Origin of the sequence: Streptococcus chenjunshii (genome assembly GCF_003086355.1) — a bacterium.
GTDB lineage: Bacteria > Bacillota > Bacilli > Lactobacillales > Streptococcaceae > Streptococcus > Streptococcus chenjunshii.
Map to the genome: position 1 here is coordinate 1,759,147 of NZ_CP031733.1, position 13,266 is coordinate 1,772,412.

Here is a 13,266-nt window from a genome sequence, read left to right on the forward strand (position 1 = left end):
CAATATCATATTTGTGTCTTACCGTTTAAATATTTATCCTATTTCAACCAGTACAGCAAAGTAAATTTATCTCTCTGTATTGTTTTTTTAATGTTTCGTGATAAAATAATTAACAAATATAATTAGGAGGTCATTAATGCCCATCGGAGTGATTATTAATTCTTTATCTATTTTTTTGGGCGGTCTGATCGGTGGTTCTATCGGTGATAAGCTATCTAGCCGATTCAAAGCACAGATCAATCTTATTTTTGGTGTTTGTTCTATGGGGATGGGGATCTCATCTATAGGATTGATGAAATATATGCCTGCAGTCATTTTTGCAATTGTTATCGGAACTGGAGTTGGATTGTTTTTTCATTTAGAAGACTGGATCAATAAAAGCGGTCTGCTGATGCAAAAGGCTGTTGATAAAGTAATGCCAAATGCTCAAACAGAATTATCGCATGATGATTTTTTGGCAGCCTTATTAACGATTATTGTTCTTTTCTGCGCAAGCGGAACTGGAATTTACGGCAGTCTGGACGCCGGAATGACTGGTGATTTTACGGTTTTGATTTCTAAATCTGTTCTTGACTTCTTCACTGCTGCCATCTTTGCCTGCAGCCTTGGCTATGTTGTCTCGTTCATTGCTATTCCGCAGTTTATCATTTTTGCTTGTCTTTTTTACCTTGCGGGGTTCATTGTACCGCTGACAACAGCTGATATGATTGCAGACTTCAAGGCTTGCGGAGGATTCTTGATGCTTGCAACGGGTTTCCGCATGGTCCAAATTAAGATGTTTCCAACCGCTGATATGATTCCAGCTATGATAATTGTGATGCCCTTGTCCCATCTTTGGGCCCAGTTTATATTACCGCTCCTGTAAATGCTAAACAATGTAAAGCTAGTAAGTTTTTCCTGAAAATGCTATCATAAGAGAGAAGGGAGGTTTTTTATGACTACAAAAGAAGATATCAAAAAGCAGGTCCGCGCGGCCTTTGATTTTCGCATGGCAGTACGTGTTTACAGTGACCAGAAAATTCCTCAGGAAGATCTAGATTATATTTTGGACACAGCTTGGCTCAGCCCTTCTTCTATAGGCCTTGAGGCTTGGCGTTTCATTGTTTTAGAAGATAAAAATATTAAAGAAGCGCTTAAGGATGCTGCGTGGGGAGCTGAATACCAGCTGGAAACAGCCAGCCATTTCATTTTGCTCATCGCTGAGAAAAATGCCCGCTATGATACCGAATCTGTTAAAAACAGCCTGGTACGGCGCGGCCTAGGTGAAGGCGAAGCACTTGCAAAACGCCTAGCCACCTATGAATCTTTTCAAAAAAATGATATGAAGACAGCCGATAATCCAAGGGCGCTTTTTGACTGGACCGCTAAACAAACTTATATCGCTCTGGGCAATATGATGACGGCGGCAGCAATGATTGGCATTGATTCTTGTCCTATCGAAGGCTTTAATTATGCTAAGGTTAATGATATACTAGCCCAGCACGGTCTGATTAATCAGGAAAAAGAAGGCATTGCTTCGATGCTTTCGCTCGGTTATCGCCTGCGGGATCCTAAACATCCGCGTTCACGGAAACCCCGGTCAGAGGTTATTTTTTATGATCATTCTGAATAAGCCTTTTTACAGAGCAACTGTAAAATGTGTCATTGCTAAGAAAGGTTGACCATTCATTTTTCACTTTATGGTCTGGAGAGAGACATCGAACGTTATGGTCTGGGAGTCTGTCTTGATTCCTAGTCATCTTGGCAAAGGTGCTGCCTGCGAAATCATAGATTTCGGGCTTACCGCCAGCCGTAGTCGTCTGAAGGCTTTGTCGTCTTGACAGCTGACCGCACCCTTCTAGCCGTCTTGACAGGGGTGCGTCTGCGAAATCATAGATTTCGGGCTTACCGCCAGCCGTAGTCGTTTGAAGGCTTTGTCGTCTTGACAGCTGACCGCACCCTTCTAGTCGTCCTGACAGGGGTGCGTCTGCGAAATCACAGATTTCGGACTTACCGCCTTTTCATACGAATTTTATACGGCCTTTGTATCTTGTGAACTGAACACGGCCTAAAAGCTCGGAAAAAAGAGACACAGTCGTAGGAAGCGCAAGCTGACTTACGAATGTGGCTGCTCTGTGAGTATGTCTCTCCCTCGTGTTTTGCAACACATCGGTTGGGCCCCTATTTTTCAGTCGCTTTTTAGACGGCCTTTGTATCTTAATTAAAGGAGTGTTTTATGAAATTTTTGCATACTTGTATTCGTGTTAAAGATTTGGAAAAGTCGTTGGCTTTTTATCAAGAAGCTCTTGGTTTTAAGGAGGCTCGCCGCAGTGATTTTCCTGATGCCAAATTTACTTTAGTTTACTTGGCCTTGCCGGATGATCCGGATTATGAATTAGAACTGACCTATAATTACGGTCATGATGCGTATAATCTCGGTGATGGGTATGGGCATATTGCTGTCGGTGTTGATGACCTTGAAGCCAGCCATGCTGCACATAAAAAAGCGGGCTATACTGTCACCGACCTTTCCGGTCTGCCCGGTAAGCCTAAGATGTACTACTTTATCACAGACCCGGATGGTTATAAAATCGAAGTTATCCGATTGAGTCAGTTTGTTGAAAAATAAAAAAATTTGGGACAGACAGCCCTGATTGCAAAGCAATTAGAGCCGTCTGTCCCTCTTGTTTTTTATTCTGCTAATTTTGCTCCATTGGAAGCAATCACTTCTTTCATCCAGTAATAAGATTTTTTAGGGGTTCGTTTAAGACTGCCTTGGCCTTTATCATCCATATCTACATAAACGAAGCCATAGCGCTTCTTCATTTCTCCGGTTGATAATGAGATCAAATCAATCGGTGCCCACATCGTGTAACCCAGACAGTCAACACCATCAATATTGATGGCATTTGCCATAGCCTGCAGGTGGTCACGCAGGTAATCAATACGGTAATCATCTTGGACAAGGCCGTTTGCATCCAGCTCGTCAACAGCTCCCAAGCCATTCTCTACAATAAAGATTGGTTTTTGAATCCTATCGTAAATCTCATTCATCACATGGCGCAAACCAAGCGGATCAACCGGCCAGCCCCAAGGCGTTTCCTCCAGATACGGATTAGGTGAACCGCCGACAGTAAACCAATCATCACCTGCCTTGGTCGTATTCGAGCGGTAATAGCTGAAAGAGATGAAATCCAGCTGACCCTCTGAGAGAATCTCTGTATCCCCAGCTTCCATTACAATCTCCTTGACTCCGCGCCGTTTCCAAATATCTTTAGCATACGGGTGGTAATAACCGCGGCCCATTGTATCAATAAAATACCAATTTTCCCGGCGTGCCTGCAGACGGTGGAAGACATCTTCAGGTTTACAGCTGGCCGGATAAAGTTCACTCATCGCATACATGGTGCCAAACTGACTGTCAGGCATGAGCTCATGTCCTAATTTTACCGCTTTGGCACTGGCTACAAACATGTGATGCACAGCCTGGTAATGTGTCTGGCCGCTTGATTCTCGGGTTCCGCAGGGGCCAAACCCGCGAACAGCATTGATTTCATTGAAAGTCAGCCAATAACGGCAGCGCCCCCCGTAGCGTTCAAACAGTACTCGACAGTAGTTTAAATAGCAGTCAATGACTTTGCGCGACGACCAGCCATCATATTTTAAGGCCAGATGCATGGGCATCTCATCGTGGCAAATAGTGATGAGCGGCTCCATACCGTACTTGAGCATCTCATCAATCACCCGGTCATAAAAAGCAAGTCCTGCTTCATTCGGTTCTGTCTCTTCGCCTGTTGGAAAAATACGGCTCCAGCAAATGGAGAAGCGAAAAACATTGAACCCCATACCCGCCATCAAAGCAATATCTTCTTTATAGTGATGATAAAAATCAACTGCCTGATGGCTGGGATAGTAAGCATTTTCCAAAAAGACAGGCTGTGCTTCTGCTGGCACCGGATCAGCATAGAAAAACGAACTTCTGGGCCTGATAAATTCACCATCCGGCATTTGCATAGTATGATGTCTGGGATTATCCTTTGAGCCATCTGTTTCATAATCGTGCGATGACAGACCGCGGTCGCCTTCAGAGAAACCGCCTTCATACTGAAAATCAGCCGTTGCACCGCCCCATAAAAAACCTTTGGGCAATTCATAAGTCATAAAGCCTGCACCTCCTCATTCAGGACTTGTCCCTGTTTCACCTTACCGGATGTCAGGAGTTTAATAGTTTTGTCTTTCGAATCCGTAATAATCAGCATAGTTGTCGCATCATAGCCTTGCTGGGAAATAACGTCCCGGTCAATCTTAACGATTGGCTGACCAGCCCGAACCTTGTCGCCGGCTTTAGCCAGAACATCAAACCCCTTGCCGTTCAATTCAACAGTGTTAATACCGATATGAACCAGCAGCTCAACGCCATCTGGACGAGTCAGACCAAAAGCATGTCCGGTTGGAAAAACTGTCGTCAGCTCGCCGTTCGCAGGGGCTGAAATAAAATCGCTTTCCAGTTTGAAAGCAACGCCATCCCCCATAAGCTTCTGAGCAAAAACTTCATCGTTAACCTGTTCAAGAGGCAGCAGCTCTGCATCAGCAACAGCCAAGACAGCTGAGTCTGCTACTGTTTGCTGGACAGGTTCTGTCACTGGTTTTGGTTCAGCTTCGGAATCAATTCCCAAGATAAAGCTGACAACTGCGGCTGCAATAATAGTCACAACAATACCGATAGCAGCAGCCATAGCGGTTTCTGCAAAGATCGGTAATGCCAGAACATTGGAATAGCCCATTTCATAAGCTCTGGCTCCCAAAAGACTGGTGACAACACCGCCAGCAAAACCACCAGCCATAACAGCATACATCGGTTTTTTGTATTTCAGATTGACCCCATAAATAGCCGGTTCTGTGACACCGGCAACTATACAGCCGATTGCAATCGAAATGTATTCACTGCGCTTGACTTTATCCTTTGTACGGGCGATAACGCCGATGACCGCTCCGCCTTCAGCCATATTGTGCATGAGGAAGGCAGGACGCAGCATGGCGTCGTAACCAGGTTTTACTAAGAGCTGCGGCATAAAAGGAGTCAGCGCTGTATGCATTCCGGCCATAACCAGCCATGGAAGCACTGCAGCCAGAAGACCGACAGCCAGTGGTCCAACGGTACTGTCCAAAAACATAAAGACTGCTGCAATTCCCTGACCGAGCATATTGCCTAAAGGTCCTAAAATCAGATAGCCTAAGGCTCCCGCCACAAAAATAGTCCCCATTCCCACAAAAATCGCTTTGAAAATATTAGGGATAAACTTATTTAGCACTTTTTCTGCATAATAAGCAACAATGGCAATCAGCAAAGCCGGAAGAAGAGAGGTGCCGTAAGAAAGCAGGCGAACATTCAGGCCGAAAAGACTGATCGGATCCCCTTGGGCAACCAGCTCTGTAAAATTACCATGCAGCAAAGAAGCTGCAGCAGCCATGGCATAGATAGGGGTACCGCCGAGCTTTGTTGCCGCACCGTAAGCGACGAAAACCGGCATAAAGTAAAAAGGCGCATCTGCAATGGCAGACAGCAAAGCATAGCTGGAAGAATTTTCAAAATCGGCACTGATAAACGTTATAACCAGTAAAAGCGCTACTTTTAACATACCGCCGGCAATCAGACCCGGAATCATAGGAGTCACAGAATTGGAAACAAAGCCAATAATTTTGTTGCCAGCATTGCGCCAGGTCCAAGGTTCTTTAGGTGCCAGATCGCCATCAAGATTTTCATCAACGACGCCGCCCGATTTAATGTCATAATCTTTCATCAAAACATCATAAGTCTGAACCAAATGTTGCCCCAGAATAACCATATACTGGCCGCCGGCATAGACAACACCGATAACCCCATCAAGGTTTTCTAGATTTTCTTTGCTGGCTTTAGAAACATCTTTTAAATTAAAACGCAGACGGGTCATACAATGCGAAAGGACTTCGATATTCTCAGGGCCACCGACATTTGTAACAATCCCTTGGGCTAATTTTTGATAATCCATAATTCACCTCTCTTAATGAAATTTTTGTCAAAAAAAACCGAAACTTTTTACAAAGTCATTATAAATCTAAATGCAAGCGCTGTCAACTTCTTTTGATAAAATTTTCTTCTTTTTTTGACATTTTTATCGTTTCTCTATAAAATAGTCACAGGAGGCAATTATGGATTTTCTTGAAAACATTAAACAGCATGAAGCGGATTATGCTAAAGCTGAGTTAAAGGTTTATCACTATGTTCTTAACAATCTGGAGACCCTGGAGACTTTTACCATCACTAAAATTGCGGAACTCTCTCTGACATCTACTGCTGCCGTTTTAAGATTTTGTCAGACTTTGGGTTACAAAGGTTTTAAGGATTTTCGCTACGATGCCATCCGTTACCTGCACCATCACCACCAAAGACCGTCTGCTGATATTCTGGACCAAATGACTGATGATTATAGTCAGCTGATGCGGCAGTTCCGAAATATGGACAGAGAATCGATTCGCACTCTCATTGCTGCTATTCTAAAACGGCGCCGTCTCCATATTTTTGGAGTTTATTATTCCTCTCTGCCGGCTCGATACCTGCATATGGGGCTGCAGGATTTAGGAATTACCAGCCATTTTGCCGGCGATTTAAACAGCGGAGCCCATTTAACCAATATTATCAATGAAGAAGACAGCCTAATTATGTTTTCGGTCAGCGGCAGCAGCGGGAACTTCAGGCAGGCCTTATCCGCCGTACAAAACAATATGCCCAAACATTCTTTTCTTATCACTTTAAACGCCACAGCCCCAGTTGCTAAACTTTTTACAACAACCATTATTCTGCCAGGCAACCTTTTTAATAAACAGTCTATTGTGGATACACAGTCCCTCCCTATGGTTTTTGTTGAAACATTGCTTAATTTAATACGTGAGGAATTAAACTGATTAGCATAAAATGGAATACACCTAAACCTAAACGCTGTGTAAAAAAGAGACGCAGTCGTAGGAAGCGCAAGCTGACGTACGAATGTGGCTGCACTGTGAGGATAGCCCTCCCTCCTTTGAGTCTTTAGTGACTCGGCGGTCAGGCTCCTATTTTTACTTTGCGTTTTAAACGGCCTTTGTAGCTTGATGAATTGAACACGGCCTAAAATCCTAGTGAAAAAGATGACGTCCGTCGCGATGCAGGTCATCGCTTGTCCTTCCCTATTTTCATACGGATTTTTTAACGGCCTTTGTAGCTTGATGATAAAAATGAGGCTAGGACAAAAGTCCTGCCTCGTTTGACTTTTTTAACAGATGAGCTTGGCGCAGCGGTTGATTGGAAGTTCTTATCCTTTGCTGCGCAAGGGACAGCGACCTCTCTAATCAACTATGCGGAGGTGGGGCGGCAAAATCGAAATCGTCATGTTATGCTAATTTACTAATTTTTGCCCCACCCTCATTTTTGGGGTTCTTATAATATCAGTCCGCTTTAGAAAATAGCGATTTTCTCAGCAGCCTGCAGAAATACCACAAGATTACCAGCAGCCACGAGCTTAGATTGCCAATAAGAACCCATTTAAACCACCAGGCCGCTTGGTAGCTGATTCTCAGACTGTTGCTGCCTTTTCTCTGTCTAACTTTAGGTGTCCCTATAGCTGTAAGACTGTAATCCTTGTCTGTCAGCACTTTGCCGTTAAGCACCAGCTGAGTATGGCCGTATTTGATAATAGGCAGACTGATGTCGTCTGCCTTATCGGCAGTCCATTTCAGAATGAGCTGGTTATCGTTCTGACTGCTGGTAAAGAGTCTGCTGTTTTCAAAGACATAACGTTCGTACAGAAGATATTTATTTTCTTTATTCGTTTTATCCGTTGGCAGGTAGTCCGGCGTTGACTTAATTGCCCGCAGCAGCAAATCATTCAAATCTGTCAGGTAAAAACTCCGCTTGACATCCTCGGCATTGCCGTAGACAAATTGGTGTTTTTGATTGATAATAGGGGTCTCAGACGTATGATAGTTAGTAATTTTTTCCAATGTGGTTACTGTATTCTGCAGCAATCCCCAAGCTAGAAAAACGCTGAGTATGCCCAGAGTCATTTTAGGCTGTTTCTTAAAGAAATAGCGGTCTGAAATCAGAGCAAAAGCCAGTAAAAGAAAAACAGTCGCAGGGACAAAAAAGCGGAAAGGAAACTGAATAAGGTTAACCAAAGAAAGATTGAGCTTACTGACCTTGTACCAAGGAAAAATACTGCTGGACAAAATTAAGAAAGCAAAAAAACTAAAGGTGACTGATTTTAAAAGTGTGTCATAATGCCGCCAATGTCTAAAAGAAAAATAATGCTGATAGAGCAGAATGAGCAGCAAAGGCAGAGGCGATGTCAGCCAATAAAGACTGCGCTGGTTGACCGTCATAATATAGAGCTTGGAGTTAATGAAGGGCTCCACCAAGCTGTTCGTACTGCCTACTTCAAAAATACCGGCCCAAATATTAGCTGATAGAACCAGACTCAGCAAAACAGCCAAGAGGCCTTGCTGCAAAATGGGCCATTTTTTCTTTGATAGGATAAAACCATAGCTGTAAATCGGAAGATAAGCCAAAATCAGCAAAAAAGCACTGAGCACATGAACCTGCAGCAGTAAAGCAACGGATACTGCCAGCCTTAGAATATCAACCCTCTCTTCTTTTATAAAATCAAGAGCAGGAATCAGGCACCAAGGCATAAAGGCAGCCCCCCAGCTGGAAAATCCCTGCCTGAATGTCCAATACTGAATAGAAAAAGTCGTCATATAAAAGAGGGCTGCCAGCAGAGCCAGAGGAAAACGCACCGCCCCCCGTCTGACCAGACGGTACATCGACAGGCCGGCGATACTGCCCAGCAAAAAACGCGATATTAGCTGATAGTTGTACCAATTTTTACATAAGAGAAGAATAAAGCCCTGAACGTAGGCAAAATAAGGACCATATAAGGCATTAATAATCCTGGCCGATCCATGAAAACCATAAAGAGAAATAAAGTAGCTGAAGTTTCCAGTCTTAATCTGCTGAGCTGTCTCATAAAAACGATTGTAATGGAAAAGGAAATCACTTCCCGTTATAACTCCCTTAGTCAGTATTTGCGGCAAAATCAGCAAAAAAGAAGAGAGCATAATAAGCAGAAAAGGCAGCAGATACTCCTTGGACAGTCCTCTGGGAAGTCTTTTTTTTAACATCTTATGTGTAAATCCTTCATACTATTAGATTCCTCTGCTAAGAAAACGATAAAAAGCTTCTCCCATAGTGTTTTTCCGCAGAGAGTCTTTTTTATAGTATACTTTTTTCAGAAAAAACTCAAATAAAAAGGAAGTCGCAGCCAACGGCTGCCAATAGTTCATTGAAATTTACTGCTGACCGGATATAAAGATGCCAGTCAGGAAAAAAGTGATATCAAAAAACAGTCCTGTCTCTGTTTTCTGTCTTGAACCGGGCAGAGAGCTGGCTATATACTGTAAAAAAAGAGTATGGGACAACAATCGGTAAATTGTCTAAAATGACGATTTCATTTTTGTCGCTCCGCCTCCGCACAGTTGATTAGGAAGAACACTGTCCCTTGCGCTGCAAAGGATAAGAACTTCCAAGCAACCGCTGCGCCAAACTCATCTGTTAAAAAAGTAAAAAGAGGTAAGACTTTTGTCCCACCCCCTCTATTTCTTTTACACTCTTAACGGTTTTATGTTTGATTAACACTGTGCTCAATTAATCTGCCGGACATCAAGAATCAGTCAAAGGGACTTTTGCCAAACTTTGGTCAATATGGCAGTAGCCATTCGGATTTTTCTTTAGATAGGCCTGATGGTAATCTTCAGCATCAATAAAATGCTGCAAAGGCTCCAGCTCAACTGCTAAAGCACGTCCCTCAAATTTCCGGCTAATCTGCTCCATAACTTGCTCTGCGATGGCCCTGTCAGCCTCATCCACATAGTAAATCCCTGTTCGGTACTGACGGCCGTAGTCGTTGCCCTGATGGTTGACTGCAAATGGATCGATGACGCGGAAGTAATAGAGCAGAATTTCTCGCAGGCTAATAATTTCAGGGTTATACTGTATATAAACGGTTTCAGCATGGTCAGTGTGTGCTATGAGGTCGTAAGATGTCACATCTGACTGCCCGTTAGCATAGCCGACACGCGTTTGTAAAACACCTTCAATTTGAGTAAAATAGGCTTCAACGCCCCAGAAGCAGCCGCCTGCCAGATAAATTTCTTTCATATTTTTAGTTTCCTTTCCAATTACGATAAGGCTGTCTTAACCGCATTAATCAAAGCATTGCTTGTCCCAGGAAAGGCAAAAATCATTTGACTGAGGTCAGCGGCCTTAAGTTTTTGATTGATCATTAAGGTGATGAGATTAATCATTTCACCGGCTTCATTGCTAAGAAGGCTGGCTCCCGCTAGTTCTTTGTTTTTATTGACAATTAAAGTAAAACGCGCTTCATCTTCCAGCTTGGTTTGGAATTTAATCTGCTGGCCAAAAGGCACTTCAACAATTTTGTAGTTATCGGGATCTGCCTTGGCCTCTGCCACTGTCACGCCGACTTGAGCAATACGGGGAAAAGTGAAGACCAGATTTGGCACAACCGGGTAGCTGATAGGTTTTTCATTGACACCCAAGATAAAGTCGGCAATATAATCCGACTCAAAACTTGCTGTCGGTGTCAGGCGGGGAATCGTTTTATCAACCACATCACCGCTGGCAAAGATGTGCGGCACAGCAGTCTGCAGATAATCATTAACCACAATACCTGAACGGTTATATTCAATACCTAAATCTTCCAAACCAAGATTTTCAACATTGGGAATTCGGCCTGTAGCATCCAGCACATAATCGGTCTCGATAACCAGTCCTTGAGCCGTAGTCAGGAGAAGACCGGCTTCCAGTGCTTCCACTTTTTCAACAGCTTGGCCAAAGTGGAACTGAACGCCTTCTGCTCTTAATTTGTCGACGACAGTTCTGACATCATTTTCCGGATAAGCAGCCAGAGCTTTATCAGCAAACTCGACAATATGAACTTCAGATCCCAGTTTAACGGCCATGGTAGCGAATTCCATTGAAATAATTCCTGCGCCGACAAAAGTGATACGGTTTGGCAGGCTGTCAAGTTCGAGGAATGCCCTGCTGTCGTGAAGCAGTTCCTTGCCTTCAATATTAAGACGAGCTGGACGCTGACCGGTCCCCAGAACGATATAATCTGCAGTAATCGCTTTATCATCAACGGCTACTGTATGTTCATCCCGCAGCTTTCCATAGCCTTTGAGAAGATCAATGTTCATTTGAGCAAACATCCCCTCCATAAACGGCGCATAAGTTGGAATCTCCCTCTTTTTAAAAGCCATGAGTTCTTCCCAACTAATCGTTCCCTTTGTGCCAATTCCTGCTCGTTCATAGCGGTCAAGACCATCTAAGAATTCAAAAGGACTGTCCAGCAAAAATTTAGCGTTGCAGCCATAGTTTGTACAAGTCCCTGCTGTCATATCTTTTTCAATAACAGCCACTTTCTTTCCGGATTGAGCCAGAGTCACCGCAGCATGCCAGCTAGCATGGCCTGAGCCGATAAAGACGATATCATAGTCATAAGTCATTAAAAGTCCTCCATCTTTTTAAAGTGCATCTGTTAAAACGAAAACAGCCGCTGGCAGTTCCAGTCTGACCCGCTATTTTTAACTGCTGGCAGTCACGAACCGGTCAGACAGCAGCAATCTGTCAGTCAAATAGCTTGATATATGCTTCATAGCCTTTTTCTGCCAGTTTGTCATAAGGGATAAACCGTAAAGCAGCAGAGTTAATGCAGTAGCGCAGACCGCCCGCCGCTGAAGGACCGTCATTAAAAACATGGCCAAGATGCGATTGGGCATTCTGACTGCGGACTTCAGTACGGTGCATTCCGTAAGAATTATCTTGATGGTTGGTCACCTTTTGATTGGCGATTGGTTTTGTGAAAGAAGGCCATCCGCAGCCTGCATCATATTTATCCAAGGATGAAAATAAAGGCTCGCCGCTGACGACATCAACATAGATGCCTTTTTCGTAAAAATCATCGTATTCGCCGGTAAAGGCGCGCTCTGTAGCAGCATTTTGAGTGACCTCATAGGCTAAATCGCCTATACGTTCGCGCAAAGCTTTATCTGTATCTGTATTAGTCATAAAATCTCCTTTAGAGCTGTTTAAGCAGCCAATTTTCATAGCCGATAGTGTCAATCAGTTCTAATTGTTGTTCTGTCCAGTACATATCTTCTTCCTCATCTTTGTAGTATTCCTTAAGAATATCATAAGTAGTGATATCGTCTGCTGCAGCTTGGACAAGAGGCAGGATATCTTTGAGGCCGCCATGTGAGAGGCTCAGTTCTTCTTTTAACAGTTCCAGAGGTGTCTCAGGCAGGTCAGTTGCTTCCTGCTTGGTCAAAAACAGCTTTCCGCCTAAATCCAGAACACGGTTAAACATTTGCTGAGCAAAACCGCGTTCTTCTTCGGCATGCTCTTCATATTTCCGGGCTAATTTTGAAAAACCCTGAGCAGCAAACTGCAAGGCAATAAGCTGATGCTTATCAGCCTGTACCAGCATAGCATTGCCAAGGTTTTGTAGCATTTGAATTTGATCATTATTCCCCATCATTTTATCGCCTCCTCTTTTCAATCGTACACGATTTATTATAGTTTACTGCTTTTTAGCAATCTTGTCAAACATTTAAATTTATGATATGATGATTTCAATCGCACACGAAGGAAATACCTATTATGTCAAAACAACAGCCTTATTTAGCCAATCAGCTTTGCTTTGCTATTTATAACAGCAATCGTCTGCTCAATCAATTCTACAAAAAAAGCCTCAGCCCTTTTGGACTGACTTACACACAGTATCTGGTTCTCCTAGCTCTCTGGGAAAAAGACGGGCAGTCTCTGCGGGAACTGGGTGAGAAACTTGATTTAGCCAGCAACACACTGACCCCATTGTTGAAACGTTTGGAAGACAAAAACTATCTGCTGCGTCTGCGCCCTGAAAAAGATCAGCGTCAGCTGATTGTTCAGCTGACAGAAAACGGGAAAGAACTGCAGATTCAAGTTGAAAAAGTGCTTGACAGCTGTTTAACAGAAGTGACTTTTTTTCCAGCTGATAAACTCCGGGAAATGATAAAAGACCATCAGGATTTAGCTGCAATGTTAAAAGAAAGAAACTAATAGGCATTCTGATATTCAATTTCTTCCTCATTGACTCTTTTTCTGTCGCAATACGGTATTATTTTTTCTTATACACTGCCATAACTAATTTATTC

At 43.4% G+C, this 13,266-nt stretch carries 11 protein-coding genes and 1 pseudogene; 5 read left to right on the top strand and 7 right to left on the bottom strand.

Annotated elements, in window-relative coordinates; all coding sequences use genetic code 11:
• Window positions 1-136: 136 nt before the first annotated feature.
• The 3 genes from DDV21_RS08355 (at window position 137) to gloA (ending at window position 2,608) form a co-directional block, all read left to right on the top strand.
• Window positions 137-865, top strand: coding sequence for a DUF554 domain-containing protein (locus DDV21_RS08355; RefSeq protein WP_116877947.1), 729 nt, complete (start codon window positions 137-139; stop codon window positions 863-865).
• Window positions 866-934: 69 nt separating this feature from the next.
• Window positions 935-1,612 (top strand): NAD(P)H-dependent oxidoreductase, encoded by a 678-nt coding sequence (locus DDV21_RS08360; RefSeq protein ID WP_116877948.1) that lies wholly within the window; start codon window positions 935-937, stop codon window positions 1,610-1,612.
• 603 nt (window positions 1,613-2,215) lie between these two features.
• Complete coding sequence (gene gloA / locus DDV21_RS08365; RefSeq protein WP_116877949.1) at window positions 2,216-2,608, top strand: lactoylglutathione lyase; 393 nt, start codon at window positions 2,216-2,218, stop codon at window positions 2,606-2,608.
• A 62-nt stretch (window positions 2,609-2,670) separates the two neighbouring features.
• On the opposite strand, the gene DDV21_RS08370 is transcribed toward gloA, so the two are convergent.
• Together DDV21_RS08370 and DDV21_RS08375 are read right to left on the bottom strand one after the other, a co-directional pair.
• Window positions 2,671-4,140: a glycoside hydrolase family 1 protein gene (locus DDV21_RS08370; RefSeq protein WP_116877950.1), complete on the bottom strand. Its 1,470-nt coding sequence runs from the start codon at window positions 4,138-4,140 to the stop codon at window positions 2,671-2,673.
• Window positions 4,137-6,008: a glucose PTS transporter subunit IIA gene (locus DDV21_RS08375; RefSeq protein ID WP_116877951.1), complete on the bottom strand. Its 1,872-nt coding sequence runs from the start codon at window positions 6,006-6,008 to the stop codon at window positions 4,137-4,139. The genes DDV21_RS08370 and DDV21_RS08375 overlap by 4 nt, the downstream gene beginning before the upstream one ends.
• Before the next feature lie 160 nt (window positions 6,009-6,168).
• Here DDV21_RS08375 and DDV21_RS08380 point away from each other — a divergent pair, with 160 nt between their 5' ends.
• Window positions 6,169-6,921 (top strand): MurR/RpiR family transcriptional regulator, encoded by a 753-nt coding sequence (locus DDV21_RS08380; protein ID WP_116877952.1) that lies wholly within the window; start codon window positions 6,169-6,171, stop codon window positions 6,919-6,921.
• A gap of 519 nt (window positions 6,922-7,440) precedes the next feature.
• Here the strand turns inward: DDV21_RS08380 and DDV21_RS08385 are convergent.
• The 5 genes and pseudogenes from DDV21_RS08385 to DDV21_RS08405 form a co-directional block, all read right to left on the bottom strand.
• A complete protein-coding gene (locus tag DDV21_RS08385; protein WP_241964659.1) occupies window positions 7,441-9,171 on the bottom strand; it encodes a hypothetical protein in 1,731 nt (576 codons plus the stop codon).
• Window positions 9,172-9,715: 544 nt separating this feature from the next.
• Window positions 9,716-10,207 (bottom strand): annotated as a pseudogene (gene msrA / locus DDV21_RS08390) (peptide-methionine (S)-S-oxide reductase MsrA); the annotation flags it as partial.
• Window positions 10,208-10,227: 20 nt separating this feature from the next.
• Entirely contained in the window at window positions 10,228-11,577 is a 1,350-nt protein-coding gene (locus DDV21_RS08395; protein WP_116877954.1) for a dihydrolipoyl dehydrogenase family protein, read from the bottom strand.
• 121 nt (window positions 11,578-11,698) lie between these two features.
• Window positions 11,699-12,139, bottom strand: a complete 441-nt coding sequence (msrB, locus tag DDV21_RS08400) for a peptide-methionine (R)-S-oxide reductase MsrB (protein ID WP_116877955.1) — start codon at window positions 12,137-12,139, stop codon at window positions 11,699-11,701.
• 10 nt (window positions 12,140-12,149) lie between these two features.
• Window positions 12,150-12,608, bottom strand: a complete 459-nt coding sequence (locus DDV21_RS08405) for a ferritin-like domain-containing protein (protein WP_241964660.1) — start codon at window positions 12,606-12,608, stop codon at window positions 12,150-12,152.
• Window positions 12,609-12,730: 122 nt separating this feature from the next.
• On the opposite strand from DDV21_RS08405, the gene DDV21_RS08410 reads away from it, so the two are divergent.
• Window positions 12,731-13,171: a MarR family winged helix-turn-helix transcriptional regulator gene (locus tag DDV21_RS08410; RefSeq protein ID WP_116877956.1), complete on the top strand. Its 441-nt coding sequence runs from the start codon at window positions 12,731-12,733 to the stop codon at window positions 13,169-13,171.
• Window positions 13,172-13,266: the final 95 nt, after the last annotated feature.

Coding starts and splice junctions, on each gene's coding strand:
- DDV21_RS08360 (WP_116877948.1), top strand. CDS start 935: ATGACTACAAAAGAAGATATCAAAAAGCAGGTCCGCGCGGCCTTTGAT.
- gloA (WP_116877949.1), top strand. CDS start 2,216: ATGAAATTTTTGCATACTTGTATTCGTGTTAAAGATTTGGAAAAGTCG.
- DDV21_RS08395 (WP_116877954.1), bottom strand. CDS start 11,577: ATGACTTATGACTATGATATCGTCTTTATCGGCTCAGGCCATGCTAGC.
- DDV21_RS08355 (WP_116877947.1), top strand. CDS start 137: ATGCCCATCGGAGTGATTATTAATTCTTTATCTATTTTTTTGGGCGGT.
- DDV21_RS08410 (WP_116877956.1), top strand. CDS start 12,731: ATGTCAAAACAACAGCCTTATTTAGCCAATCAGCTTTGCTTTGCTATT.
- DDV21_RS08375 (WP_116877951.1), bottom strand. CDS start 6,008: ATGGATTATCAAAAATTAGCCCAAGGGATTGTTACAAATGTCGGTGGC.
- DDV21_RS08385 (WP_241964659.1), bottom strand. CDS start 9,171: ATGTTAAAAAAAAGACTTCCCAGAGGACTGTCCAAGGAGTATCTGCTG.
- DDV21_RS08405 (WP_241964660.1), bottom strand. CDS start 12,608: ATGATGGGGAATAATGATCAAATTCAAATGCTACAAAACCTTGGCAAT.
- DDV21_RS08380 (WP_116877952.1), top strand. CDS start 6,169: ATGGATTTTCTTGAAAACATTAAACAGCATGAAGCGGATTATGCTAAA.
- msrB (WP_116877955.1), bottom strand. CDS start 12,139: ATGACTAATACAGATACAGATAAAGCTTTGCGCGAACGTATAGGCGAT.
- DDV21_RS08370 (WP_116877950.1), bottom strand. CDS start 4,140: ATGACTTATGAATTGCCCAAAGGTTTTTTATGGGGCGGTGCAACGGCT.